At 68.5% G+C, this 24,862-nt stretch carries 23 protein-coding genes and 1 riboswitch; of the genes, 9 read left to right on the top strand and 14 right to left on the bottom strand.

What is annotated here, in order from left to right:
- Position 1 precedes the first annotated feature (1 nt).
- Genes ASG20_RS05110 through ASG20_RS05100 form a run of 3 tightly spaced genes read left to right on the top strand, consistent with a single transcriptional unit; the run spans position 2 to position 3,476 of the window.
- On the top strand, positions 2-1,099 hold the full coding sequence (locus ASG20_RS05110) for a glycoside hydrolase family 43 protein (protein ID WP_056049357.1): 1,098 nt from the start codon (positions 2-4) through the stop codon (positions 1,097-1,099).
- On the top strand, positions 1,096-2,442 hold the full coding sequence (locus tag ASG20_RS05105; RefSeq protein ID WP_056049354.1) for a family 43 glycosylhydrolase: 1,347 nt from the start codon (positions 1,096-1,098) through the stop codon (positions 2,440-2,442). Before ASG20_RS05110 ends, ASG20_RS05105 begins: the two co-directional genes overlap by 4 nt.
- On the top strand, positions 2,439-3,476 hold the full coding sequence (locus ASG20_RS05100) for a glycoside hydrolase family 43 protein (RefSeq protein ID WP_056049350.1): 1,038 nt from the start codon (positions 2,439-2,441) through the stop codon (positions 3,474-3,476). The genes ASG20_RS05105 and ASG20_RS05100 overlap by 4 nt, the downstream gene beginning before the upstream one ends.
- Before the next feature lie 70 nt (positions 3,477-3,546).
- Here the strand turns inward: ASG20_RS05100 and ASG20_RS05095 are convergent, their stop codons facing one another.
- Positions 3,547-4,272, bottom strand: a complete 726-nt coding sequence (locus tag ASG20_RS05095; protein ID WP_056049346.1) for a CbtA family protein — start codon at positions 4,270-4,272, stop codon at positions 3,547-3,549.
- Between the two features lie 16 nt (positions 4,273-4,288).
- Positions 4,289-4,516, bottom strand: a complete 228-nt coding sequence (locus ASG20_RS05090) for a CbtB domain-containing protein (RefSeq protein WP_056049342.1) — start codon at positions 4,514-4,516, stop codon at positions 4,289-4,291.
- Between the two features lie 190 nt (positions 4,517-4,706).
- On the opposite strand from ASG20_RS05090, the gene ASG20_RS05085 reads away from it, so the two are divergent.
- Positions 4,707-5,267, top strand: coding sequence for a histidine phosphatase family protein (locus ASG20_RS05085; protein WP_056049340.1), 561 nt, complete (start codon positions 4,707-4,709; stop codon positions 5,265-5,267).
- Here the strand turns inward: ASG20_RS05085 and cobF are convergent.
- The 5 genes from cobF to ASG20_RS05060 are packed head-to-tail and all read right to left on the bottom strand — an operon-like array spanning position 5,256 to position 9,673.
- The gene (cobF, locus tag ASG20_RS05080) at positions 5,256-6,020 is read right to left on the bottom strand and encodes a precorrin-6A synthase (deacetylating) (protein ID WP_056049336.1); all 765 of its coding nucleotides are present in this window, start codon (positions 6,018-6,020) and stop codon (positions 5,256-5,258) included. The two genes, ASG20_RS05085 and cobF, sit on opposite strands and share 12 nt — an antisense overlap.
- Entirely contained in the window at positions 6,017-7,324 is a 1,308-nt protein-coding gene (locus ASG20_RS05075; RefSeq protein WP_056049334.1) for a cobyrinate a,c-diamide synthase, read from the bottom strand. Before ASG20_RS05075 ends, cobF begins: the two co-directional genes overlap by 4 nt.
- Entirely contained in the window at positions 7,321-8,106 is a 786-nt protein-coding gene (gene cobM, locus ASG20_RS05070) for a precorrin-4 C(11)-methyltransferase (RefSeq protein ID WP_056049330.1), read from the bottom strand. The genes ASG20_RS05075 and cobM overlap by 4 nt, the downstream gene beginning before the upstream one ends.
- A complete protein-coding gene (locus tag ASG20_RS05065) occupies positions 8,103-8,468 on the bottom strand; it encodes a cobalamin biosynthesis protein (RefSeq protein ID WP_056049328.1) in 366 nt (121 codons plus the stop codon). The genes cobM and ASG20_RS05065 overlap by 4 nt, the downstream gene beginning before the upstream one ends.
- Positions 8,465-9,673, bottom strand: a complete 1,209-nt coding sequence (locus tag ASG20_RS05060) for a bifunctional cobalt-precorrin-7 (C(5))-methyltransferase/cobalt-precorrin-6B (C(15))-methyltransferase (RefSeq protein WP_056049325.1) — start codon at positions 9,671-9,673, stop codon at positions 8,465-8,467. The genes ASG20_RS05065 and ASG20_RS05060 overlap by 4 nt, the downstream gene beginning before the upstream one ends.
- Between ASG20_RS05060 and ASG20_RS05055 the strand changes: the two genes are divergently transcribed.
- Entirely contained in the window at positions 9,672-10,421 is a 750-nt protein-coding gene (locus ASG20_RS05055) for a cobalt-precorrin-6A reductase (protein WP_056049323.1), read from the top strand. The genes ASG20_RS05060 and ASG20_RS05055 overlap by 2 nt on opposite strands.
- Here ASG20_RS05055 and cobJ read toward each other — a convergent pair.
- The 7 genes from cobJ to ASG20_RS05020 form a co-directional block, all read right to left on the bottom strand.
- Positions 10,397-11,155, bottom strand: coding sequence for a precorrin-3B C(17)-methyltransferase (cobJ, locus tag ASG20_RS05050; RefSeq protein WP_056049320.1), 759 nt, complete (start codon positions 11,153-11,155; stop codon positions 10,397-10,399). The two genes, ASG20_RS05055 and cobJ, sit on opposite strands and share 25 nt — an antisense overlap.
- Entirely contained in the window at positions 11,152-11,877 is a 726-nt protein-coding gene (gene cobI / locus ASG20_RS05045) for a precorrin-2 C(20)-methyltransferase (protein WP_056049317.1), read from the bottom strand. Before cobI ends, cobJ begins: the two co-directional genes overlap by 4 nt.
- Positions 11,874-12,503 carry a precorrin-8X methylmutase gene (locus tag ASG20_RS05040; RefSeq protein ID WP_056049312.1) on the bottom strand — a complete coding sequence of 210 codons (630 nt, stop codon included), beginning with the start codon at positions 12,501-12,503 and terminating at the stop codon, positions 11,874-11,876. Before ASG20_RS05040 ends, cobI begins: the two co-directional genes overlap by 4 nt.
- Entirely contained in the window at positions 12,503-13,555 is a 1,053-nt protein-coding gene (locus ASG20_RS05035; RefSeq protein ID WP_056050466.1) for a cobalamin biosynthesis protein CobG, read from the bottom strand. The genes ASG20_RS05040 and ASG20_RS05035 overlap by 1 nt, the downstream gene beginning before the upstream one ends.
- 32 nt (positions 13,556-13,587) lie before the next feature.
- Entirely contained in the window at positions 13,588-16,848 is a 3,261-nt protein-coding gene (gene cobN / locus ASG20_RS05030) for a cobaltochelatase subunit CobN (protein WP_056049310.1), read from the bottom strand.
- A 5-nt stretch (positions 16,849-16,853) separates the two neighbouring features.
- A complete protein-coding gene (gene cobW / locus ASG20_RS05025) occupies positions 16,854-17,891 on the bottom strand; it encodes a cobalamin biosynthesis protein CobW (RefSeq protein WP_056050464.1) in 1,038 nt (345 codons plus the stop codon).
- Between the two features lie 164 nt (positions 17,892-18,055).
- A riboswitch (cobalamin riboswitch) is annotated at positions 18,056-18,289 on the bottom strand.
- 87 nt (positions 18,290-18,376) lie between these two features.
- The gene (locus tag ASG20_RS05020; protein WP_056050462.1) at positions 18,377-20,212 is read right to left on the bottom strand and encodes a diguanylate cyclase; all 1,836 of its coding nucleotides are present in this window, start codon (positions 20,210-20,212) and stop codon (positions 18,377-18,379) included.
- 185 nt (positions 20,213-20,397) lie between these two features.
- Here ASG20_RS05020 and ASG20_RS05015 point away from each other — a divergent pair, with 185 nt between their 5' ends.
- From ASG20_RS05015 to ASG20_RS05000, 4 genes are read left to right on the top strand one after another with little or no spacing between them, the layout of a single operon-like run.
- Positions 20,398-22,680, top strand: coding sequence for a TonB-dependent siderophore receptor (locus ASG20_RS05015; RefSeq protein ID WP_236698740.1), 2,283 nt, complete (start codon positions 20,398-20,400; stop codon positions 22,678-22,680).
- Complete coding sequence (locus ASG20_RS05010) at positions 22,677-22,991, top strand: hypothetical protein (protein ID WP_231420439.1); 315 nt, start codon at positions 22,677-22,679, stop codon at positions 22,989-22,991. Before ASG20_RS05015 ends, ASG20_RS05010 begins: the two co-directional genes overlap by 4 nt.
- Positions 22,988-24,580, top strand: a complete 1,593-nt coding sequence (locus ASG20_RS05005) for a PepSY-associated TM helix domain-containing protein (protein WP_056049304.1) — start codon at positions 22,988-22,990, stop codon at positions 24,578-24,580. Before ASG20_RS05010 ends, ASG20_RS05005 begins: the two co-directional genes overlap by 4 nt.
- Positions 24,577-24,858 carry a DUF3325 domain-containing protein gene (locus tag ASG20_RS05000; protein ID WP_056049302.1) on the top strand — a complete coding sequence of 94 codons (282 nt, stop codon included), beginning with the start codon at positions 24,577-24,579 and terminating at the stop codon, positions 24,856-24,858. Before ASG20_RS05005 ends, ASG20_RS05000 begins: the two co-directional genes overlap by 4 nt.
- Positions 24,859-24,862 lie beyond the last annotated feature (4 nt).

Below are 24,862 nucleotides of genomic sequence, written 5' to 3'. Positions count from 1 at the left end.
GATGGAGCCGACCCGGCGCAGTCTGATCGCGGGCGGGGCCGCAACGCTGGCGGCAGCCTCGGTTCCCGCCGTCGCGAGATCCCCCGGACACGCGTTCACGCCGGGCGCGCTGTGGCCGGACAACCGCGGCGTCCACATCAACGCGCATGGCGGCGGACTGCTGCGGCAGGGCGATCGCTGGTACTGGTTCGGCGAGCACAAGACGGCGGGCGAAGGCGGCAACGTCGCGCAGGTCGGGGTACACGTCTACAGCTCGGCGAACCTCTACGACTGGCGCGACGAAGGCATCGCGCTTGCGGTCGCGGACGATCCGAAGAGCGATATCGTCCGCGGCTGCGTGATCGAGCGGCCCAAGGTGTTGCGTGATCCGGTGTCGGGGCGGTTCGTCATGTGGTTCCACCTCGAACTGAAGGGGCAGGGTTATGCCGCGGCCCGCGCCGGCGTCGCGGTCGCCGACCGCGTGACCGGGCCGTATCGCTTCCTGCGATCGGGCCGCGTCGATCCGGGGCAGTGGCCGGTCAACGCGACCGCGGCGGACAAGGCGGATACCGACAGCCATCTCGTCCGCGATCGGCCGGGCGGGCAGATGGCGCGCGACATGACGCTGTTCGTCGATGCCGAGGGCACCGCGTGGCACGTCTATGCGTCGGAAGAGAACCGCACCTTGCAGGCGGCGCGATTGCGGCCCGACCTGACCGCGCATGACGGACGCTATTGGCGGTTGCTGCCCGGCGGCGCGAACGAGGCACCGGCGATCTTTCGTGCGCGGGGGCGGTACTACATGATCACCTCGGGGCTGACCGGTTGGGCACCCAATCCGGCGCGGTCGTTCGTCGCCGACCGTATCGAGGGACCGTGGACGTCGCTCGGCAACCCGGTGCGCGGCACACCCGAGCAGGTGGCGACGACATTCGGCGGGCAAAGTACCTTCGTCCTGCCGCTCCCCGGCAGGAGCGAGCGTGAGCGGTTCGTGTTCATGGCGGATATCTGGCGTCCGAAGAACGCGATCGATGGCCGCTATGTCTGGCTGCCGATCGAATGGGAGGGCGACCGGCCGATCCTGCGCTGGCGCGATCGCTGGACACTGGAGGACTTATGATCCGCATCGCTCTGCTTGCCGCCGCCGCGCTGCTCGTCGCCGCCGATGCGCCTCCGCCGCGCTGGGACACGGCCAGCGACCGCAATCCCTTGCTGCCAGGCTATTTCGCGGACCCCTCGATCGTCCACGACAACGGCCGCTGGTACATCTTCGCGACGATCGACCCGTGGGGCGACGACCGCCTCGCGCTCTGGACCTCGACCAATGGTCGCGACTGGACCCTCTCGACCCCCGCCTGGCCGACCAAGGCCGCCGCGACGAGCCCGAGTTCGGGGGACTCCAAGGTGTGGGCGCCGTCGGTGGTGAAGACGCGCGACGGCCGGTGGTTCATGTACGTCTCGGTCGGCAGCGAGGTCTGGGTCGGTACCGCACCGTCGCCCGCCGGGCCGTGGCGCGACGCGCATGGCGGCAAGCCGCTGATCGCGAAGGCGTTCGACCCCAGGTACCACATGATCGATGCCGAGGCGTTCATCGACGACGACGGCCAGGCCTATCTCTACTGGGGCTCGGGGTGGAACTGGACCAACGGGCATTGCTTCGTCGTCAAGCTCAAGCCTGACATGGTGACGTTCGACGGCACGCCGAAGGACGTGACGCCCGCGCATTATTTCGAGGCGCCGTTCATGGTCCGTGCGGGGAAGCACTATGCGCTGACCTATAGCGACGGGAAGACGACCGAAGACACGTACAAGGTGCGGTACGCGATCGGCGACACGCCGTTCGGGCCGTTCCGCGAGGCCGCCAACAGCCCGATCCTGGCGACCGATCGCGCGCGCGACGTGATCAGTCCGGGGCATCACGCGATCTTCCGGTCGGGCGGGCAGGCGTACATCCTGTATCACCGCCAGGGGCTGCCGTTCCCGCCGCCGGGCGACGCGGTGCTGCGCCAGGTCGCGGTCGATCCGCTGACAATTCATGACGATGGGACGATCGCGACCGTCGCGCCGGGACAGGGCGGGATCGTCGAGGGGTTCGCGGCACGTCGCGACGTCGGTCTGCATTGGACAGCGCGCGGCGAGGGGGCCGATGCGCTGCATGGTCCGGATCGCGCGGCAGACGACAATTACGCGACGCTGTGGCGCGCCAAGCCGGGTGCGCCCGCGACGCTGGTCGCCGATCTCGGGTCGGCGCGAACGGTGCGCGAAAGCCTGGTGCGGATGGAGTATCCGATCCGTCGCTATGCGCTGTCGATCGAGGCCTCCGCGGATGGCCGGACCTGGCGCCGCGTGGCGCAGACGACGGCGAGCGGATCGCCGATCGTGCTCCATCACGCCGCACCGACCCGCTATCTGCGGTTGACCGTGCCAACCGGTGCGGGCGTCTGGGAGTGGACGATCCGATGACGAGATACCGGCCGTTGGCGCTGGTTCTCGCGCTCGCGTTGCCCGCACTCGCATCGAGCGCGCCCCTCGCCAGACCACAGCCGGCGACGCTGCGGATGCCCGATATGCCACTCCACGATCCGTGGATCGTCGCGGACCGGGCGACGCGGACCTACCATCTCTATACGCGCAATGAGCCGAGGATGTCGGGCGACCCGCGGATCGGCATCATGGCCTATACCAGCCGCAACCTGCGCGATTGGTCGCGGCCGCGGATAGTCTCGGTGATCCCGCCCGGCGGCTGGGCGAACGACGGGGCGTGGGCGCCCGAGGTACATCGCTGGCGCGGACGCTGGTATCTGTTCGCGACCTACCACAATGAATCCGCCGCGCTGAAGGTGCAGGGCGTGCGAAAGCTGCATCGCCGCGGAACGACGCTGGCGGTGGCGGATAGCTTGGATGGGCCGTTCGTATCGGTCAGGAATGCGGAGCCGGTGGTCGACCGCGAGACGATGACGCTCGACGGGACGCTATACGTCGACCCCGCCAAACGGCCTTGGATGATCTATGCGCACGAGTGGGTGCAGACCGGCGACGGCACGATCGAGGCGGTGCCGCTGAACGATCGGCTTGCGGCCAGCGGACCGCCGCGCGTGCTGTTCCACGCGTCGGCAGCGCCTTGGGCGGACGGCAAGCCGCAGGCCGAGGGCGACGTGATCCGCGTGACGGACGGCCCCGAACTGTTCCGTACGCGCACCGGGCGCCTGTTGATGCTGTGGTCGAGCTACGACCGCACCGGCTATGTCCAGGGGCTCGCCCGATCGCGCAGCGAGACGCTTGGGGGTCCGTGGGAGCAGCTGAAACCGCTGGTCCGGCGCGACAGCGGCCATGGGATGCTGTTCCGCCGGTTCGACGGGACGCTGATGATGGTGCTGCACCGTCCGTTCAAGAACGCGCGCGGCAAGCTCTATGTCATGCGCGACACCGGCGACCGCGTCGCGATCGTCCGCGAGGCGACCGATTTCGATGGCGAGACCGATCCGACGCACCGCTGAAGCGGTCACCGTTACAGGACCAACGGGCGCTACATCGACGGAGTAGATCCCGGATGCTTTCGCGATGCGATTACCGCTCGACCGCGTGCCGTTCCCGTAAAGTACGGTCGATCTGCCAACCGAAAGCGATCCCGATGACGACGAACAACACCGTCTGCGTGGCGATCGAGGCGATCCGGAATTGCCACAGCAGAGTTGCGGGGAACGTTGCGGGGACCTCGTCGATCGTCGGCAGGAGCAATTGCAGCGCTGCGACCAGCGCGACATAGCCGACCACACCGGCCAGGATCGCATCGATCGCGGAGGATCGTCCGCTCAGGCGCCGCCGGATCCAGACGCCCGCGACCGCTGCCAGCACCGAAAAGCCGAGCATGCCGAAATAGGCGACGGTTCTCAGTCTGACCGTCTCGTGAAGACCCACCGCGGGCGGTGTCGGTGGATATTTGAGCGCCGGCACGAGCACGATCACGACGACCGTCGCCAGCGCGAGCAGCAGCGACAGGCTGCGCGGTCCGATCTGCACGACGCGACCGTAGAGAACCGCGAAGACGATCGCGAACAGGCCGCCGAGCGCGGTCCCATACATCAGCATCGCGGTGTAGAGCCCTGCGGTCTTCTGAACCGTTCGGCTGACGAGTTCCTCGTCCATGCCTGGCATGGCGTGTGCGGCATGGGCCGCTTCGAAGGCGATCGCGGCGTCGATCTTGGGTTCGGCGAAGACCAGCGCGAAGGTCGCGGCGATCAGGGCGCCTAGGATGCCCGACAGCATCCCGCGCCACAGCATGTGCTTCATCATGGTCTGGGACCCCGGCTCAGTGGCAGGGGAAGCCCAGCAGATGCCGCCCGTCATGGACGTATTCGTGCACGTACATGCCCTGGAACAGCGCGAACGCGCCCTGTTCGGTGCTGACGAAATACAGCATGATCAGCGCGATGACGGCGCCGAGCACCGCCCACGGCGCGATCTCGTCGAGCGGAATGCCGGGGGTCGTCCCGATCGCGATGTACGGGTCCTGCGGGGAAAGCGCGCGTGCGGCCATGATCAGTCTCCTACCGGGATCTCGCGCCCGGCGAACGTTGAGGCGTCGGGCGGGGTCTGGCTCTCGACAGGATGGAACCCGTCGATCACAGTGGCGCGACCGCGCCGGTATCGCACCGGCTTCCCGCCCGGCTCCGATCGCTCTGCTGTGGAGCGACGGGGCAGGGGCGTCAACCGATTTGGAGTTTTGGATGGCGACCCGTCTTGTCCTGATCTGCGCTGGCGCCACGCCCTCGATGCGCGGGGGTGGTTTCCCCGATCCGGCGGAACCGCTCCACGAGGGGGGGAGGGCCAAGGCGGGCGTGGCAAAGCTGGACGGTCCGAAGCCGGCCAGCGTCTGGACTAGTCCCGCGGCCGCGGCGCGCGAGACTGCGATCGCCCTGGGAATGGCGGCTACGCCGAGCGAGGTGTTGCGCGACATCGACCACGGTGGCTGGACCGGGCTGTCGTTCGAGGCAGTTCATATGTGCGCGCCGGAGGCTCTGGCGGCTTGGCTTATGGCGCCCGAAGATGGTGCGCCGAACGGCGAAACGCTTGCCGCCGTCGCGCAACGCGTCGAACCCTGGCTGCGCAGCCTGGAGCGGATCGACCAGCCTATCGTGGCGATCACGCACGCCAGCGTGATCCGCGCGACGATCGCCACCGCGCTGTCGATACCGGTCGCGGCGACGCTGCGGATCGATATCGCCCCGCTGTCGCAGACGATTCTGTCGTTCAACCGGGTCTGGCGTCTTCAGGCACTACGCGGCTGACCGGCGGCGCAGCAGGTAGGTGTCCATGATCCAGCCATGCTCGGCGCGCAGCGCGGCGCGTTTTGAAACGATTGTCGGCCCGACCTCGGCCAGTGGCCCTGCGACCAGCGCTTCGTGCGGCATGCCGAGATAGGCTCCCCACCATATATTGATGCGTGGCGCCGCGATCGTCTCGAACGCACAGCCGCCGTCGAGCATCACTGCCAGCGTATCGATTCCCGCCGGCCAGCCCTCGTCGCGCAGCCGTCGTCCGGTCGTGACCAGCACCGGCGCGCCGAGCCCGTTGAGTGGTATCGCGTGCGCCGCGGTCAGCGCCTGCAGACTTGTGATCCCAGGAACGACATGGACCCGCAGCGAAATGCCGGCGTGGCGCAAGCGCTCGGCGATCCTCAGGCTGCTGTCGTACAGCGACGGGTCGCCCCAGACGAGCAACGCCAGCCGTCCGCCCTCGGGAAGGTGTCGCGCGACCGCATCTGCCCAGCATTCGGCGATCGCATCGTGCCAGTCGTCGACCTCGGCCAGATAGGCTCCCACGGTCCCTCGCACGGGCAGGTCGAACTCTACGACCCGCGTGCTGCCGGTCAGCACCGTGGCGCAGATCGTCCGGCGCAGATCGATCAGGTCTGACTTCGCATCGCCCTTGCGCGGCAGGAGGATGACGTCGGCGGCGTTCATCGCAGCCTCCGCCGCCCGCGTGAGGTGATCGGGATTGCCGGTCCCGATCCCGATCAGATGCAGATCGATACCGCTCATCGGCCATGCGCGATCAGGTGGAAGAACGTGCCCGATACGCGGCCGCGATACGATCCGCTCTCGGCCACCAGCGTGCCCTCGGCATCCGTCACGTCGGCGAGCGGCGGGTCGGGTTGGTCGAGGATCGTCGAATAATGAAATTCGTGACCGCGCAGGTCGCTGCCCGCCATGACCCCGGCCATCGGCGCGAGGAGGGCTGCCCGGCGATAGCCCAGATGCATGCGACGTTTCTCGTAACTCGTGACCAGACCGAGCAGTCCCGCCATGCGGTGGCGCGTGCCGTCGGCATCGATCAGCGCCTCGCCGAGCGCCATGTAGCCGCCGCACTCGCCGTGGATGGGCCGCGTGCGCGCGTGCTCGGCCAGCGCCGCGTGGAAAGTGCGCGCCTCGGCGAGACGACCGGCGTGCAGTTCGGGATACCCGCCGGGCAACCACACCAGATCCGCGTGCGGCGCGGGGGCTTCGTCGGCGAGCGGCGAGAAGGGCAGGATCTCGGCGCCGGCGCTCCGCCATCCGGCCAGCATATGCGGATACGCGAACGAGAATGCGGCATCCTGTGCCAGTGCGATCCGCTGGGCCGGCGGCCTGAAGCTATGCGGTTCGGACTCGGCGTGCGGCGCAGCGGATGCTGCAGCGCGGATCGCGGCGAGATCGACATGTTCGCGCAGGAATGCGGCATAGTCGGCGATCCGGGTCTCGAGATCGGCATGTTCCGATGCCTGTACCAGCCCCAGATGCCGTTCGGGCAGCTTCAGGTCGCCGCGCCGTGGCAGCGCGCCGAACACGTGGATGCCGACCGCCGTCATGCCGCTGCGCGCCAGCCGTTCGTGCCGAGGGCTCGCGACCCGGTTCAGGATCACGCCGGCGATCTGGAGGTCGGGGTCGTAGCGCGCAAAGCCGAGCGCCGTCGCCGCGGCCGATTGCGCCTGACCCGAGACGTCGATCACCAGCACCACCGGCCAGCCCATCCGCCGCGCGATGTCCGCGCTGGCACCGTTGCCGCTGGCGCCGGGTTTCGCGACGCCGTCGAACAGCCCCATCGAGCCCTCCGCCAGCACGAAATCCGCGTCGCTCGCCTGCGCGGCAAGGCCGTCGAGCATCGTGCCGTTCATCGCCCAGCTGTCGAGGTTGAACGACGCCCGCCCGCTGGCCGCGCGGTGGAATGCGGGATCGATATAGTCGGGGCCGCTCTTGAACGGCTGCACGGCCAGCCCGTCGTCGCGCAGCGCGCGGAGCAAGCCGAGCATGACCGTGGTCTTGCCGGTTCCCGAAGCGGGGGCGGCGATCATCAGACCGGGAATCATGCCGAGTCCTCCGCAAACCGCGACGTCGCATCCCGCGGTCGGAAGCGCCGGTCATACCCTGTCGCATACAGGCTGCTTTCGCCGAAATCCGCCGCGGCGAGAACGCGCCCGACGAGGATCAACGCCGTCCGGTCGGGGCCATCGGCCGCGGCCTCGACGATGGTCGCCAGCGTCGCCCGGACGACGCGTTGATCCGGCCAGCTCGCCCGCCAGACGATCGCCGCCGGACAGTCGTTCCCGTACGCGGGCGTCACCGCGGCCGCCACCTGCGCAAGGTTATGGATCGACAGATGGATAGCCAGGGTCGATCCGGTGGCGGCGAACGCGGCGAGATCCTCGGCGGGCGGCATCGCGCTCGCGCGTCCGGGCGTGCGCGTCAGGACGACCGACTGCGTCAGGCCGGGGAGCGTCAGTTCGGCTTCGAGCGCCGCCGCCGCGGCCGCGAACGCGGGAACGCCGGGCGTCACGGTGAACGGGATGTCGAGCGCGCGCAGCCGGCGGAGTTGCTCGCCCATCGCCGACCAGATCGACAGGTCGCCCGAATGCAGCCGAGCGATGTCGTGGTCGTCGGCGTGCGCCTCGACGATCGCCGCGACGATCTGATCGAGCGACAGCGGCGCGGTGTTGACGATCCGCGCACCGGGCGGGCAATGCTCCAACAACGCCGCGGGCACCAGCGATCCGGCGTAGAGGCATACCGGCGACGCCGCGATCAGATCGCGTCCCCGCAACGTCAGCAGATCGGGCGCACCGGGACCGGCACCGATGAAATGAACGGTCATGCAGCAGGTCCTTGAGCGATGGCACAGGTCGCCATCCGGTTGGGAGAGACGTGGCGGCGGGTCAGTAGCCTTGCGTCGGGACCTGCCGCGGCGAGTGCTGCGGCCTCCGCGACGCTGCCGGTGCCGCGTGCTTCGAGGCTGAAATGCGAGCGCGTGGGCGTGGTTATGCTGCGCAGCATTTCCGGCGTCACGGCGATCAGCGGCACGTCGAGCGCAGAGGCGAGCGGGGCGAGCAGTGCCGCCTTGTCATGGGGCGCGGCGAGCGCCGTCACCGCAGGATGGCCACCCTGCGCAAGCGCGAGCGCGGCCTTGCACGCCGCTACATCGGCGGCGGCACGAAAGCCGAAACCGGCGACGATCACAGCGCGACACTCCATTGCACGACAGGGTAGTGCGCGCGCCACCCGCGTCGCGTGCCGAGTGGGGCGGCGTCCGACAGCTCGATCCGTTGGAGCGTGCCGCCCTTGGTCGCGTGCCACTGAGTCAGCAGGATTTCGGATTCGAGCGTTACGGCGTTTGCGACCAGACGCGTGCCGGCATCGAGCGTCGCGCATAACCGATCGAGCAAGGTGTTCGACAATCCACCCCCGACGAACACGACATCGGGCGAGGGGAGCCCTTCGAGGATTTCGGGCGCACGGCCGTTGATCACCCGCAGCCGGTCGACCCCCAGTTTTGTCGCATTGGCGCGGACCCGATCGGCGCGCACCGGATCGGCCTCGAACGCGACCGCGCTCGTCGACGCGTGCGACAAGAGCCACTCGATGCCGATCGAGCCCGACCCGGCGCCGATATCCCACAATGTCTCGCCCGGCCTCGGTGCCAGCGCGGAGAGAGTCAGCGCGCGCACCGCCCGTTTCGTGATCTGTCCGTCATGGTCGAACCAGTGATCCGGACGGCCAGCGGCCCCGGGCACCACCGCGCCGTTGCCTGCCACCGTCACACCGACGGCAACAGGATGTGCGATATCGGCGAAGTCGAGCGTGGCGGCGGTGCTGCGGCGAATACGCTCGGACGGGCCGCCGAGCGCTTCGAGGATCCACAGCATGCTGGCGCCGAAACCCTGCTCGTCGAGATAGCACGCGAGCTGGCCTACTGCTGCGCCATCGCGGACCAAGACGATCACCTGTCGCCTTGGCGCGAGGATCGGACGCAGTCGTGTCAACGGCGCGGCATGCAGTCCCAGGCACGCAGTATCGTCGATCGGCCAACCCAGCCGCGCGGCGGCGAGTGCGAACGTGGAAACCGCCGGATGCGCCACCCATTCGTCGCGCGCGAGATGGCGCGTGATGGTCGTCCCTGCGCCGAACCAGAACGGATCGCCCGAGACTAGCAGAACGACGTGCCGCCCGCGCTGTTCTAGCAAGCGCGCGATGCCGTCGTCGAAGGGGATCGGCCAGGGTGCGACATCGCAGCGAAGATCGGGTAGCAGCGCGAGATGCCGCCTCGCACCGGTCACCAGATCGGCGTCCTCGATCGCGGTGCGACTTGCCGGCGACAGTCCTGCCGGTCCATCCTCGTTAATCCCGACGATCGTCAGCCACGGAACAGTGCGAGCCTCAACCATGCCGTCCATCCTCATTCTCGGCGGCACCACCGAAGCCAGCGCGCTTGCGGCCGTGCTGGCGGATCGCGGTATCGCCGCGGTGCTGAGCTATGCCGGCCGCATCGCGCACCCGAAGCCACAGCCGGTGCCCGTGCGGATCGGCGGGTTCGGCGGCATCGACGGTCTTGCGACCTATCTTCGTGAAACGGGCATCACGCATCTGGTTGACGCGACCCATCCGTTCGCGGCGCAGATGAGCCGACATGCTCTCGCGGCGGCGGCGCAGACAGGCGTCAAGTATATTGCGCTCACGCGACCGGCGTGGTCCCCCGAAGACGGGGACGACTGGCACCGCGTCGGCGATATCGACGCGGCCGTCGCCGCGCTGGCAGGGCCGTCGCGACGCGTCATGCTGGCGCTCGGCCGCCTGCACGTCGAGGCGTTCGCCGCGCAGCCGCAGCACCGCTATCTCCTGCGCTTCGTCGACCGCGCCGATCGTGCGATCGGATTGCCCGATCATCATCTCGTGATCGATCGCGGACCGTTTACCGTCGAGCGCGACCTGACGCTGCTGCGCGAGCACGCGATCGATCTCGTGGTGTGCAAGAATGCCGGCGGTGCGGGGGCGATGGCCAAGCTGATCGCGGCACGGACGCTCGGGCTGCCGGTGGTCATGATCGATCGTCCCGCCATCCCTGCGCGAACCGAAGTCTACGATGTCGCGGGCGTGCTTCGCTGGCTGGGTCATGACGCCGACCTCGGCGTGTAGAGAAACGGCGTACCGGCGCGCGCGATCATCCGTGTCGTGCTCGACCCGATAATGACGACCGTCCGCATGTCCGCCATTTCGGCCCGCGCATCGGGCAGCGCGACGATCCGCAGGTCTTCGTCGGGCGTCGACACGGCGCGGGCGAACAGGACCGGGCGCGCATCCGCGCAGGTCTCGCGCAGGATCGCCAGGGCGGTGCCGAACCCGTCGGGTCTCGCCTTCGAGCGGGGGTTGTAGAACGCGATCGCGAAATCGGCCTCCGCGGCCAGGCGGATCCGACGCTCAATCAGCGCCTGCGGCTTGAGATTGTCGGACAGGTTGATCGCGCAGAAATCATGCCCGAGGGGCGCCCCGACGCGCGCGCTGGCCGCGAGCATCGCGGTGATCCCCGGCAGCACGCGGATATCGAGCGCCCGCCAGTCCGTCGGCCCGTTCTCGACCGCTTCGAACACCGCTGCCGCCATCGCGAACACGCCCGGATCGCCCGAGGAGACGACGACGACCTTGTGCCCCGCGCTCGCCAGCGCCAGCGCATGCTGGGCGCGATCGAGTTCGACGCGGTTGTCCGATGCGTGCAGCGTCAGCCCGGGGCGGGGGGCGATGCGTGCAACATAGGGGATGTAGCCGATGACGTCGGTGGCCTCGGCCAGCGCCTGGGTCACCTCCGGCGTGACCAGCGCGAAGTCGCCCGGCCCGAGCCCGGCGATCGCGAGCCATCCTGCGCGCGTCGTCACGGCCTGCGTCCCTGGCCGTGGATCAACACGATCGCGAAATACGGCGCGATGTCGGTCGCATCGGCCAATCGCGTGACGCGCTGGTCGGGCATCGCGGCATATTCCACCAGCCATGCGGACTCGTCGCGACCCGCCGCGATGAGCGCCCGGCGCAGCTTGGCGAGGTGTCGGCCGATCTTCATCACGACCAGCGCATCGGTGTCGCGAATGCGGCGCGCCAGCTCGTCCTCCGGCAAGGTCGCGGTCAGCACCGTCAGGACGTCCTCGCCCCAGGTGATCGGCGTGCCGCTCGCGGTCCAGGCGCCCGACATGCCGGTGATCCCCGGCACGACGCAGACCGGCGCGATACCAGAGAGGCGCGAGTGCAGGTGCATGAACGAGCCGTAGAAAAAGGGATCGCCCTCGCACAGCACGACGACATCTTCGCCGGCGTGCGCGAGCGCCGCCAGATGTCGCGTGCACTCGGCATAGAAAGTCGAAAGCCAGTCGTTGTAGCGAGGGTCGGAGATCGGGATCTCGGTCGTGACCGGGTATTCCATCGCGTATTCGATTGCATCGGCGCGCAGCATGCCATTGACGATACGGCGCGCCTGGCCGGGTTTGCCCGCCTTGCGGAAGAACGCGATATGCCGTGCGCCGCGCACCAGGCGATCGGCGCGGACGCTCATCAGGTCCTGCGCGCCGGGGCCCAGACCGACGCCGTGGATCGTCCCGATCGTCATTCGGCGTAGCTTGCGAGCGCGTTGATCGCCGCGACCGTGATCGCGCTGCCGCCCATCCGGCCGTCGACGACGACGCAGGGCACAGGTTGTACGCCCCAGAGCGCGGCCTTCGATTCGACCGCACCGACGAAGCCGACCGGGCAGCCGATGATCGCGGCGGGGCGCGGGCAGTCCGGGTCTTCGAGCATGTTGAGCAGGTGGAACAACGCGGTCGGCGCGTTGCCGATCGCTACCAGCGCGCCGGCCAGATGCGGTCGCCACAGCTCCAGCGCCGCTGCAGACCGGGTGTTGCCCATGGCACGCGCGAGGTCGGGCGTTTCGGCGTCGTTGAGCGTGCAGAGCACCGGGTTCGCCGCGGGCAGCCGGGCGCGGGTAATGCCCTCGGTGACCATCCGCGCGTCGCACAGGATCGGCGCGCCGGCGCTCAACGCGGCACGGGCGTCGACCGCGAACGTGCGCGAGAACCGGATGTGCTGGGCCAGTCCGACCAGGCCACAGGCGTGGATCATCCGGACGGCGACCGGTTCCTCCTCGGCGGAGAAGCGCGCCAGATCGGCTTCGGCGCGGATCGTCGCGAACGATTGACGATAGATCGCCGCGCCGTCGGTCTCGTAGATATGCGGCATCAGGCGGCTCCGAAATGGGCGAGGACGGCGGGGGCATCGAGACCTGTCAGCGCAGGCGGGTCGCCGGCACGCGCGACGAAGCCGAGGTCGAACCCACCGTCACGGCCGGTGAGGACGACATCGGCGGGGGCGGACCGCGCGCATCCCTTGGCGCAGCCCGAGACGTGGAGGCGACCGGCGACATGCGGCGCGAGGCGGATCGCGAGGTCGCGGGTTGCGACGCTCGCCTGCGGGCAGGCGGGGGCGCCGACGCACGCATCGACGCGGACGGTCGCGGGGTGTTCGCGGCCGAGCGTCACGCCTGGCGCTCCGCCTTCGACGATGAGCGTCCGCCAAGGAGTCACGCGGATCGCGGTCGCGCCGCTCGTCCGCATGAACGCAGCGAGCGCCGCTGCGTCGATCCTACCGAACGGCAGGCCATGCGCGGTTCCGGCCCTAGAGGCGAGTTTTGTGATCGGCACCCGTGGCCGAATGGTTGCGATCATCGGCAGGGGGGCCGCATGGCGCGCCATCCGCCCGACATCGCCGCCGCCGGTGTCGACGAACCAGTGCGCCAGCCCGATCAGCGCGTCGACTTCGCCGCCTGTCGCCACTCGTGCCCCTGTTTCGCGACCTTCAGCGCGAAGGATCAGGTCGCCATCGGTACCGCGTTCGATCCGGAAGTCGGCGGGGTCGGCATGCAGCACGGGCGTATCGCCGGCATCGATCGCGAAGCCGACCTTGCCGGGCAGATCGGGCAGTTCGGACAGCCGCTGCATCAGTTCGGTAGCGATCCGGTGCGTGTCGTAGCCGGTACGCCAGTCCGGCGCGACGAGGATGGCGCGTCGGGATTCCGCGACCGGATCGCGGTTTACGAGACCCAGATCGCACAGCTCTTCGATCAGTTGTTCCCAGGCGTCGACACCGCGGATCTGGAGGTTGGCGCGATTGGTCGCGTCGATCTGGCCGTTGCCATGGGCGTTGGCAGCCTCGCACAGCCCGAGTACCTGCTCGCGCGTCAGCCGGCCGAGTTTCGGGCGGACGCGGACGAGCAGTCCGTCACCCGCGGCCATCGGACGCCACGCGGTCGGGCACCAGCCGCGGATCACGCGTCGATGTCCAGTTGCGCGAGGATCGAGTTGCGGCGTGTCGTCCACAGGCCCGAGGCATGGAGCGCGGCAAATCGCGCCTCCAGTGCCGCGAGCGCCTGCGGATTGGCGTTCGCCATGAACGCGCGCACGTCCTCGCGTGCCAGTGTCGCATCGTAATACAGGTCGATCGATTGCGGCGAGACGGCATCCGCGAGATGCGCGAAGGCACCGAGGTGATCGAGCGTCACGGCAATCTCGGCTGCACCACGGAAACCGTGTCGCAGCATCCCGGCGACCCAGTCCGGGTGCGCGGCACGGGCGCGAACGACGCGGGCGATCTCCTCGCGCAATGATCGTGCGCGCGGCCGTGCGGGATCGGTGGCGTCGAGATGGTAGAGCGCAGCGTCACCGCCCGAGAGCGTCTTCGCCGCCGCGAACCCGGCTTCGTGAGCGGCATAATCGGCGGCGAGCAGCAGATCGGTTTCGGGCAGGTCCTGGATATGGACGAAGCTGTCGGCGGCAGCGACACGGTCGCGTATTCCGGCGGGGTCGGCGCGCTCGCCGTCGTCGAGCGCGTAGGCCGACGCCGCCAGCCACGCTTCGCCGGCGGCGAGGCACGCCTCGGGCGTATAGGTTTCGCTGGCATCGTCCATGCCGACGCCGTAGCGGCCGGGGGCGGGGCCATAGACCCTCGGGCTCGCCGGCGTCGATACGAACGGGTTCAGATCCGCGGGTTCGTCGCGGGCGGCCAGTGCGCGGATGGCTTGGCCGAACATCGTGCAGAGCGTGGCGAACGCGTCGCGGAAGAGCCCGGATACGCGCAACGTCACGTCGATCCTCGGCCGGTCGAGCCGCATCAGCGGCAGGATCTCGACGCCGGTGACGCGCTGCGACGCCATGTCCCAGACCGGTTCGGCGCCGAGCAGATGCAGCGCCATCGCGAACTCCTCACCCGCGGTGCGCATCGTCGCGGATCCCCACAGATCGACGACCAGTCCCTTCGGATACTCCCCCTGATCCTGGAGATGCCGGCGGATCAGTTCTTCGGCGAGCAGCACGCCCTGCGCATGCGCGGACCGCGACGGTACCGCGCGTGGATCGATCGCATAAAGGTTGCGGCCGGTCGGCAGCACGTCGGCGCGGCCGCGCCACGGCGACCCTGCGGGCCCGGACGGGACTCGGCGCCCGGCAAGCGCAGTTAGCAGCCCGTCACGCTCCGCCTCGCCATGAGCGCCGCGCCCGAACACATGCAGTCCGTCGCCGAACCGGCTATCCTTCACGTCGCAGACGAACGTGTCGATCCGCGTGACGACGTCCGCCGCGGATGCCGCCTGGTCGAGTGCTAGCGTGTCCTCGAGCCCGAGCGCGTTCGCCTCGTCGCGAATGTCCGCCTGCAACCGGTTCCGTCGTGCCGGATCGAGCCCGTCCGCGGTGGAAAACTCGTCGAGCAAGGCTTCGAGCCGATCCATCCCCGTGCCGGTTTTCGTGCCGATCATCGGCGGCGGGACGTGGCCGAGCGTGACGGCGCCGATCCGTCGTTTCGCTTGTGCCGCCTCACCGGGATCGTTGACGATGAATGGATAGATCACGGGCATCGCGCCGGTCAGCGCCTCGGGCCAGCAGGCGTCCGACAGCGCGACCGCCTTGCCGGGCAGCCATTCGAGCGTGCCGTGCGCACCGACATGAACCAGAGCATCGGTGCCGCGTGACTGCAACCAGAGGTAGAAGGCGACGTAGCCGTGCCGCGGACAGCGCGAGAGGTCGTGATACTCTTCGGTTCGGACGGCGGATCGCCCGCGTTCGGGCTGGAGCGCCACCAGCGCAGTACCGGCCAACAGCGCCGCGAACCGGAACGCACCGGCCTGGACGGCGGGATCGTCTTCGGGTTCTCCCCAGGCGGCGAACAGTTCGGTTCGCAGCGAGGCGGGCAGGGCGGCCAGCGCCGCGTGATAGGCCGCAACCGGCCACGCGATGGGCTGCGACCCGAGCGCGGTCGTAACGTCGTGCTGGGAGTCGATCGCGTACCCCGCGGTCTTCAGATCCTCCAGCATCGCGTCGACCGAGGCGATCGCATCCAGTCCCACGGCATGCGCCATCTGGTGCGCCTTGCCGGGGTAGGTCGACAGGATGATCGCCAGGTTTCGCTCGGTCGGAGGCTTGGCGGCCAGTGCGATCCAGCCATCGATCCGCGCGGCGATAGCTTCGATGCGCTCGGCATCGGCGCGGTGTTCGCGGCGGGCATATTGCAGGTCGGGGTCGGGCGAAGCCGCTTCCTTGAAGCTGGCGACGCCTGCGAAGATCCGTCCGTCGACCTCGGGCAGGACGACGTGCATCGCAAGATCGGCAGGCGACAGACCGCGCGGGGCATCGACCCAGGCGGCGCGGTCCGACGTCGCCAGCGCGACCTGGAAGACGGGAACGTCGGCACCGTCGAGCGGTGTCGTGTCGTCGCTGCCGCGGCCGGAGAACGCCGTCGCGTTGACGATCGCGACGGGCGCCAGCGCGACCACCCAGCGACGTAGCCAACCGCTCGCGTCGCCGTCCTTCAACGACGGTACGAACAACCCCAGGACATCGTACCCGCGCGCGGTGAAGGCCGTGTGCAACGCGGCGATCGGATCGAGATCCGCCGCCGCCAGATACGACCGATAGAAGATCAGCAGGATGCGCGGCCGCGATGCGGTCATGACGGATGCCGCCGGACACGCGACGCCGGTATCCGGCAGCCACCCGCCGACCGCGGCGAGGGCTCGCGACCCCGTCTTCGGTTCGGCCCGCAACCCAGCGGCGAGCGCAAAGTGCGCCAGCGCCTCGCGCGACGCGTCGGCACCCCCAATATCGCAGAGCGCCGACAATTGCCGCAACACCGCCGGCGGAACCGTGGACGCCGCGTCCAGCCGGCGGTCGTACCGGCCGTCCGCGGGCAGGACCGCCAAGGCAATCCCGCGCCGCCGCGCGAGTGCTTCGACCTGTTGCAGACCGTAGGACCAATAGGCGGTGCCGCCGATCAGCCGGATCAGGATCGCCTTCGCACCCGCCAGCGTCTGCTCGATATAGGTGTCGACCGACAGCGGATGCGTCAGCTCGGCCAGATTGGCTAGCCGCACGGTCGGCATCGCGTCGCCGGCCGCGATCGCCGCGCGCCAGCCCGTGCTGAACGCGGCGAGATCGCTGTCGGAAAACGAGAGCACGACGAGGTCGGCAGCGCTCTGCCCCAGATCCTGGGGAACAGCGCTCTCTTCCAGACCGTGGGTCTCGCGAAAGACGACGTGCATCGGGATCAGGCTCCCAGCGCTGCTCCGATCGCATCCGGATCGAGCCGGCCGCGCTCGGCGATGACGACCAGCCGGGTACGGCGCGGCTCGTCGGCACGCCAAGGTCGATCGTAATGCGCGCGGACGCGGGCGCCGACCGCCTGCACGAGCAACCGCATCGGTTTGCCGGCAACCGCGGCATAGCCCTTCACGCGAAGGATATCGCCGCCCGCCGCCAGCGTCTCGATCCGGGCCGTCAGCGCCGCTGGATCTTCGACCGTGTCCCATTCGACGACGATGCTGTCAAAATCGTCGTGTTCGTGATCGTCCTCACCGTCGTGATGCGAGGGACGTGCGGCGATGTCGTCTTCGGCCGCGGCGCCGAGCCCGAGAACGATGCGCGGATCGACGAAGCCATCGACCAGTTCGACGATCGGCAACGGCCGTACGGTCTCGGCGGCGATCACCGCGCGCGCCGCAGCGATGCCGTCCGCGCCGGCGAGGTCGCATTTGGTGAGCAGGATCAGATCGGCACAGGCGAGCTGGTCCTCGAACACCTCGGACAACGGCGTTTCGTGATCGATGCTCGGATCGGCGGCGCGCTGCGCATCGATCGCGGCGAGATCGGGCGCGAACCGGCCTGCGGCGACGGCTTCGGCATCGGCCAGCGCGATGACCCCATCGACGGTGATCCGCGACCGGATCGCGGGCCAGTCGAATGCCTTCAGCAGCGGCTTGGGCAGCGCGAGGCCCGACGTCTCGATCAGGATGTGGTCGGGTCGCGGATCAAGCGCGAGCAGCGTCTCGACGGTCGGGATGAAATCGTCCGCGACGGTGCAGCAGATGCAGCCATTGGCGAGCTCGACGACGTTCTCCGCCGGGCAATCGGGGATCGCACACCCCTTGAGGATGTCGCCGTCGACGCCCAGCGTACCGAATTCGTTGACGATCACCGCCAGGCGGCGCCCGCCGGCGTTGCGGATCAGGTGGCTGATCAGCGTGGTCTTGCCCGCACCGAGAAAACCGGTGACGATGGTAACGGGGATCTTCGATAGATCGGGCATATCAGTCTCCTCGCGCCGTGCGACGACGGGCGGGAACTGCATGATCACCGGCGCGCGACGATGGACGGGCGCGAATGCCCATGCCACGCACCGATGCAGCTCCAGCCGCATAGGTTCGTCGCTCAGACGGAGAACCGTGCCGCGGCCATCCCCTGGACCAAGGCAAGAGCGACCCATCGCCGGCAGGTCTCCTGGCTCACGGGTCGTCGCTCGAATACACGGCCTTCCCAGCGTGCGCGACAGCGCAGCGTCCAGTGGCTGCATCCCCCTTGCGGAAGGATGCTTGGCATTCTCGCTCACCGCTTACAGTTGCAGGGACAGCCGCGGATTTGGGGGCGAGCCCCGCACCGCATTCCCATTCAAGCCTCTCGCGAGGCACCGACGCGATCAACGAGGTCCGGCTCAGCCGGTCCTCGCCCGTCGCTTAGCGCAAGCCCGCCGGATTGCCAATTCGCGATCGTGGGCAAAGCGGGAGGCGCGTAACTTCACGGCGTGGATGTCGCGATCCGCGTCTGCATGGCGGAGATGAGATCGGCGCGGTTCTTTCGCGCGATCGCGGACAGAACGCGGTCGCGGCCCGCCTGCTTGGCGCGCAGCAGGGCGGCGTCAGCGGTCTGGACGATCGACGCCCAGTCGGTATGCAGCGGCGCACAGGCCAGTCCGATCGACGTCGTGATCCGCCCCAGATCCTTGCCGTCGTACCGTACGCGCAGCGCGCCGATGCGCTCTCTGATCTCGTCCGCCCGCACCGCGGCGATGTCCGGCCTGGTGTCGGGCAGCAGCATCAGAAACTCCTCGCCGCCAAATCGGAAGACCAGATCGTCGCGAACGATGTCCTTCAGCAACGTGCCGACCGCGCGCAGCACCGCGTCGCCGGCATCGTGGCCATGCTCGTCGTTGAACCGCTTGAAGTGATCGATGTCGATCATCGCGCAGCACAGCGACGTCCCGGTGCGCTCCGCCTTGCTCACCTCTCGCGCAAGGACTTCGTCGAGTTGGCGCCGGTTGGGCAAGGTCGTGAGCGCGTCGGCCATCGCGAGCGACCGCAGCGCCTCGCGGAGCCGCAGATTGTCCAGCGCCAAGCCGATATTCTCGGCGAGCATCTCAAGATAGACGTCGCTCAGGCCGTCATCGGCGAAACCCACGCGGCGTTCGAAATAGAGCAGGCCCAACAGGCCGTGCTGCCCGGTCAGCGGCAGGCACAGGCTGTTCGGGACCACGTCGCCGACCAGATGATCGCACGGCACGTCGAACACCGCGCCCGCCGGACGATGGGGGGCACCCCGACGCACGCCCCAGCAGGACAAGGGCGAAAACTCGGGGGACGAATGCACCGGGTCCAGCCACAAACATGCTTCGACCAGCGCGTTGCGAACCGGATCGAGCAGATACAGCCGCCCGGCCAGTTGCGGCGCGAGTTCGGGCACGAAGCGACCGACGACGGCCTGCAGCTCGACGACGGTGTCGCACCCCTGCATGCGCTGCGTCATCCGCGACAGCAGGTCGCGCGCCGCCCGATCGGCATCGCGTTCCTGTTCGAGCCGCTGCCGTTCGATCCCGTTTTCCCGGAAGACGCGCAGCGCCTGCGCCATGTCGCCGATCTCGTCGATCCGCTGATAGGGTGGCGGCTCGGCATCGTAATCCTGCGCGGCGAGCCGGCCGATCACGTCGCTCAGCTTGACCACCGGGTGCAGCACGCGGCGGCGAAACACGAAATACAGGACGAAGAGGAAGAGCAGGCCAGTGATCGCGAGCATCGCTTCCGACGCCGACCGCCAAATCCGCGCGGTGCGTTCGGCCGCGCGCAGTTCGTCGCCGGTGCGCTGGTCGAGCCGGTACTGGAAGCGTTCGACGGCGGCGCGCGAGCGGTCGAGTTCGCGTTCGTATTCGGGCGCGAACAGGATCCGAACGGCGGAGTTTCGATCGTTCCTTCGCCGCGCGAGGATCGCTTGCGCCTGTTGCGCCTGCAACGCGTCGACCCAGCCCAGCGCGTCGTGCAGGCTGCGGAGTTCGTCGCTTGCCGCGCCGGCATCGCGGATATGCCGTGTGCGCATCTCGACCGGCGCGAGGTCGGCCTGCGCGCGTCGATAGGCGAGCAGGTCCGCGACGTCGCCGTTGATCGCGAACTGTCGGGCCAGTTCGCTCAGCGCCAACGCATCGTCCTCGATCGTCGCCGTCGCGCGGTCGAGCGCATAGCGCTGATCCACTGCGGTGCGCTCGCGTTGCTGCGCCGACGACGCGAGCAGCATCGTCGTACCCGAGGCAAGCGTCAGCGCGACGGTGACGCCGTAAGCCCAGTTCGTTATCGCGACCAACCGCATGCGCTGAATATACAACGACATACCTAGCGGTTCGTTAATAGCCGGCCGACGATCGCCTGCCATTATGAGTTGAATTCCGCCCCAAAACGCTCTCAAGAAACATGACATTTATGTTAGATTGATAGTGACTCGCAAAAGCGTCTCCGCTAGTCGCCCCCCTAACAAAGGGGTTCAGTATGAGTTTGATGAGCATTTTGCTGGCTGGCGCGACGCTGGTCGGAGAGCCTGCACATGCGACGATCGCGACACCGGTGCGGTCGGACGTCGCCGACGACCGCGGGGGTGAGGGGGAGCAGAAGTCGGACGAGATCCTCGTGGTCGGCAAGAGCTATGGCCGGGAGGTCGGCAAGACCGTCACGCCGCTCAAGGATACGCCGAATACCGTCACGGTGATCGAGCGCGATCAGATCGAGGCGCAGAACCTGTTCACGCTCGAAGACGCGCTGACCGCGACCAACGGGATCACCGTCAACGGCGTCGGCAGCGAGGACCCGTCGTTCCTGTCGCGCGGCTTCGTTATCAACAACTATCTGATCGATGGCGTGCCGACGTTTTCGCTGAATTTTCCCGCGGTCGTACCCGACCTGTTTTTCTACGACCGGCTCGAGGTGTTGCGCGGCCCTGCCGGGCTGTTCAGCGGATCGGGCAACCCGGCCGGCAGCATCAACTTGGTACGCAAGCGTCCGCTCGATGCGCTGCGGGTGCAGGCGAGCGCAGGCTATGGCAGTTACGACAACGCCCGGTTCGAACTCGACGTCTCGACTCCGGTCGGTTCGAAGGCCGGCATTCGCGTCGGCGCGATGCTGCAGGATCAGGACCAGTTCTTCGACACCGCGCACCGCAACCGGCTGGGCGCCTTCGCGGTTGGATCGATCGAGATCGGCGAGCGCACGACGCTGACGGTCGGCGGCAACTACGATCGGTTCCGCCCGGCGGTCCAGTCGGGCCTGCCCGGCATCGCGGGCGGCGCCGACGGCAGCGACGGAGCCTTGCTCGAAATCGACCGATCGACGTATCTTGGGGCGGACTGGAACCGGTTCGAAAGCAAGAGCTGGACCGGGTTCGCCGAACTCACGCACAAGGTCAGCGACCGCTGGACACTGCGTGCGACCGGGCTGTTCACCGATGTCGATCGCATCGACATCTACAGCTATATCGGCAACCAGCCGGTCACCGCGACCAACGGCAGCACCAACCACATCGCGTATCGCGGCGACAGCAAGCAGCGGACGCGGTCGTTCGACTTTAACGGGATCGGCAGCTTCCCGCTGTTCGGGCGCGACCAGACGCTGATCCTCGGCGGCGATTATCAGGCGAGTTCGGGAACGTCGTTCGCGACCAGGCTGTCGAACTATGCGCGGATCGACGTCTACAATCCGGTTTCCCCGCTCGAACCGCCGCTCGATCCCTATGGCCCGCTGCCCTATTATCCGGTGCAGGGTACGGGCGCGACCTGCCCGAGCAGCGGGACTGCGATCACGCCCGCGCCGGCCAATTGCGTGCTTCAGGTCTATGGTGGCTCCGCGACCGACGTCGAACAATACGGTCTGTACGGGCAGATGCGGCTGAGCCCGGTCGCGGGGCTGACGCTGGTCGGCGGCGGGCGTCTGACATGGTGGGATACCACCGTGACGACGCTCCTCACGCCCACCGGTGCGCTGCCCGCGGCCTCGCGCTACGGCTTCGACAACCGGTTCACGCCCTATGCCGGTATCGTCTGGGACCTGACGCCTGCGCTCAACATCTACGGGAGCTACGCGGACAGCTTTACGCCGCAGGCGGCGCCGGTCGGTCGGACACGTCCCGATGGACGGCAGATCGAACCGCTGACCGGCAAGCAGTTCGAGGCGGGGACCAAGCTGTCGCTGATGCACGACCGGCTGTTGCTGTCGGCGGCGGCGTATCAGATCACGCAGTCGAACCGGCTCTACAACGATCCCGACCTGCCGACGAGCGTGCTCCAGATCGGCAAGGTCCGCGCGCGGGGGATCGAGACCGAGGTCAGCGGCGAGATCGTGCCGGGCTGGCGGATCAACGGCGGCTACAGCTACACGCGGACCAAGTATCTCGAGGACGCCAACCCGCTGTTCGAGGGGATCAGCCTGGTGCCGATCGTCCCGAAGCACATGGCGAAGATGTTCACCAACTATGCGCCCGTCGGCGGTCCGCTTGCTGGCGTCAGTCTAGGCGGTGGCCTGACCTGGTTCGGCAGCACGTTCGGCGGCACGGGGGCGGTGTTCAATACGGACGGTACGGTCCGTACCCGGTCGAGCATCGTCCGCCAGGGGAGCTATGCGGTGCTCGACCTGCGCGCGGGCTATGCGCTGACCCCGCGGCTGGGCGTGTCGGTGAACGTCAACAACGTGCTCGATCGGGATTACTACGCGCGGATCAGCTCGACCGGGCGCGGCAATTACTACGGCAGTCCGCGCACCGCGTTCGCGACGCTGCGGTACACCTTCCAGTGACCGCAGGCGACCTGCACGCACGCGCTCGCTGGGCCCGACGCGGCGATATCGGCCTGCGGGTCATCGCCGCCGTGCCGCTCGGCTACGCGACCGCGAGCCTATGGGCGATGGCGCTCGCGCGCATCCTGCCGGGTGAGCGCACCGAGGCGACCGTCACCGCGACGCTGATCGCGCTCGCGCTGTGCGCGGTGGCGGCGATGTGGGCCTTTGCGGCACGAAGCGGTTGGCGCGCGCTGTGGACGCTGGGGATCGCCGCCGGGATCGCGGCGGCGATCGCGTGGGTCTCGATCGATGCGACGGGTCGGCTGTGAGCAAGGGCTTTCGGCAATCGCAGGCGTTCCTGCACACCTGGTCGGGGATGCTGCTCGGGTGGATCCTGTTCCTCGTGTTCGTCGCGGGCTCGCTTGCGTTCTGGCGCGAGGGGCTCAACCGATGGACGCGGCCCGAACTCGCGCGGATCGAACAGCCGATGCGGGTGCTGGCGGGCTCGCAGGCGTTCCTCGCGAAGACCGCGCCGGACGCGAAAAGCTGGTTCATCCCGATCGTGACCGACCGGATGCCCGGCGCGCAACTCTTCTGGGTGCCGCAGCCCAAGCCCGGTGAGCCAGCGGGACGGCGCCGCGGTCGCGGCCGTCGCGATACTCAGGCGCTGATCGGCGCAGACGGGCAGGTCGCGCACGCCCGCGAGACGCGCGGCGGCGAGTTCTTCTACCGGTTCCATTTCGACCTTCACTACATGCCGGTGATCTGGGCGCGGTGGATCGTCGGTTTCGCGACGATGATGATGCTCGTCGCGATCCTGAGCGGGATCGTCACGCACAAGAAAATCTTCAAGGACTTCTTCACGCTGCGCCGCGCCAAGGGCCAGAGATCGTGGCTCGACGGGCATAATGCGACCGCTGTGCTGGCGCTGCCGTTCCACCTGATGATCACCTATACCGGCCTCGTCACACTGATGGCGCTGCTGATGCCCTGGGCGGTCGTCGCCAACTATACCGACGAACGCGTGGTCGCGGCGGCGCTGTTCCCGAGCGCGGCGGCGGTCGAGCGGACCGGCCGGGCGGCGCCGCTGATCGACCTGCGACGGGTTGCCGCCGATGCCGAACGCCGCCTCGGTGCGCCGGCCAGTTTCATCGAGGTCAGCGATCCCGGCGATGCCGCGGCGCGCGTGACGGTGAGCCAGAGTTTCGGCTCGATGCTGTCCTCGCGGACGCCGCGCCTCGCCTATGACGGCGTGTCGGGTCGGCTGGTCTGGCGTTCGCCGATGCCCGGCGCGGCGGCCGAGACGGCCGGGGTGATGATCGGGCTGCATGCCGGACGGTTCGCCGGCTATGGCGGGCGCTGGCTGTATTTCCTGTGCGGGGTCGCAGGCACGCTGATGGTCGCGAGCGGTCTCGTCCTGTGGACCGTGAAACGGCGCGAGCGATTGCCCGATCCGACGCGGCCGCATTTCGGCTTCCGGTTGGTCGAGCGTCTCAACGTCGCGGTGATCGGCGGCTTTCCGCTTGGCGTCGCGGCGTTCTTCTGGGCCAACCGCGTACTGCCGGTCGACCTCGGTGGCCGCGCCGAGTGGGAGGTGAATACGCTCTTCATCGTCTGGGCGATGACCGCGGTTCTGGCGTTCGTCGCGAAACCCCGCCTTGTCTGGTCGCTGCTGTTCGCCGCGACGGGCATGTTGCTGGTGGTGCTCCCGTTCTACGACATCGTCGCCACCGATCGCGGCATCCTCGACATGCTGGCGCGCGGCGACCTCGTCATTGCCGGTATCGACGCGACGATGAGCGTATTCGGGATCTCGTTCCTCGCAGTCGCGCACCGCGTCGCGCGGCATCGGCCCAGTGCAAAGCGTGTCCGCAAACCCCGTAGCGCCGCGGCGCGCGTGCTGGAGCCTGCCGAATGACCGCTCTGCCGTTGATCCTGTCGATCGCCGCGTTCCTGTCGCTCGGGCTGTCGACCGATGCGCATCATCGCCGCCGGTTCGGGGCCGGTCCGACAGCAGGACGGCGCAGGGCGCTGCGATCGGCCGGATGGACTGGCCTCGGCGCGGCGTTCATACCGGCGATACTGGCGCGAGGATGGGTGTTCGGGCCGATCCTGTGGGTCGCGGCGATCATGGCGGGCGCCGCGATCGCCTTTCTGGTCCTCAACCTCGTCCCGGATCCACGAAGCCGGGCCTGAGCGG

The sequence above is a fragment of the Sphingomonas sp. Leaf198 genome, from assembly GCF_001424005.1.
Taxonomy (GTDB): domain Bacteria; phylum Pseudomonadota; class Alphaproteobacteria; order Sphingomonadales; family Sphingomonadaceae; genus Sphingomonas.
This window is presented reverse-complemented; position numbering and strand designations above follow the sequence as displayed.

What these genes read in the sequence shown, in the direction of transcription:
- ASG20_RS05110 (WP_056049357.1), top strand. Translation starts at nt 2, where the DNA reads ATGGAGCCGACCCGGCGCAGTCTGATCGCGGGCGGGGCCGCAACGCTG.
- ASG20_RS05105 (WP_056049354.1), top strand. Translation starts at nt 1,096, where the DNA reads ATGATCCGCATCGCTCTGCTTGCCGCCGCCGCGCTGCTCGTCGCCGCC.
- ASG20_RS05100 (WP_056049350.1), top strand. Translation starts at nt 2,439, where the DNA reads ATGACGAGATACCGGCCGTTGGCGCTGGTTCTCGCGCTCGCGTTGCCC.
- ASG20_RS05095 (WP_056049346.1), bottom strand. Translation starts at nt 4,272, where the DNA reads ATGATGAAGCACATGCTGTGGCGCGGGATGCTGTCGGGCATCCTAGGC.
- ASG20_RS05090 (WP_056049342.1), bottom strand. Translation starts at nt 4,516, where the DNA reads ATGGCCGCACGCGCGCTTTCCCCGCAGGACCCGTACATCGCGATCGGG.
- ASG20_RS05085 (WP_056049340.1), top strand. Translation starts at nt 4,707, where the DNA reads ATGGCGACCCGTCTTGTCCTGATCTGCGCTGGCGCCACGCCCTCGATG.
- cobF (WP_056049336.1), bottom strand. Translation starts at nt 6,020, where the DNA reads ATGAGCGGTATCGATCTGCATCTGATCGGGATCGGGACCGGCAATCCC.
- ASG20_RS05075 (WP_056049334.1), bottom strand. Translation starts at nt 7,324, where the DNA reads ATGATTCCCGGTCTGATGATCGCCGCCCCCGCTTCGGGAACCGGCAAG.
- cobM (WP_056049330.1), bottom strand. Translation starts at nt 8,106, where the DNA reads ATGACCGTTCATTTCATCGGTGCCGGTCCCGGTGCGCCCGATCTGCTG.
- ASG20_RS05055 (WP_056049323.1), top strand. Translation starts at nt 9,672, where the DNA reads ATGCCGTCCATCCTCATTCTCGGCGGCACCACCGAAGCCAGCGCGCTT.
- ASG20_RS05060 (WP_056049325.1), bottom strand. Translation starts at nt 9,673, where the DNA reads ATGGTTGAGGCTCGCACTGTTCCGTGGCTGACGATCGTCGGGATTAAC.
- cobI (WP_056049317.1), bottom strand. Translation starts at nt 11,877, where the DNA reads ATGACGATCGGGACGATCCACGGCGTCGGTCTGGGCCCCGGCGCGCAG.
- ASG20_RS05040 (WP_056049312.1), bottom strand. Translation starts at nt 12,503, where the DNA reads ATGCCGCATATCTACGAGACCGACGGCGCGGCGATCTATCGTCAATCG.
- ASG20_RS05035 (WP_056050466.1), bottom strand. Translation starts at nt 13,555, where the DNA reads ATGGCCGCGGGTGACGGACTGCTCGTCCGCGTCCGCCCGAAACTCGGC.
- cobN (WP_056049310.1), bottom strand. Translation starts at nt 16,848, where the DNA reads ATGCACGTCGTCTTTCGCGAGACCCACGGTCTGGAAGAGAGCGCTGTT.
- cobW (WP_056050464.1), bottom strand. Translation starts at nt 17,891, where the DNA reads ATGCCCGATCTATCGAAGATCCCCGTTACCATCGTCACCGGTTTTCTC.
- ASG20_RS05020 (WP_056050462.1), bottom strand. Translation starts at nt 20,212, where the DNA reads ATGCGGTTGGTCGCGATAACGAACTGGGCTTACGGCGTCACCGTCGCG.
- ASG20_RS05015 (WP_236698740.1), top strand. Translation starts at nt 20,398, where the DNA reads ATGAGCATTTTGCTGGCTGGCGCGACGCTGGTCGGAGAGCCTGCACAT.
- ASG20_RS05000 (WP_056049302.1), top strand. Translation starts at nt 24,577, where the DNA reads ATGACCGCTCTGCCGTTGATCCTGTCGATCGCCGCGTTCCTGTCGCTC.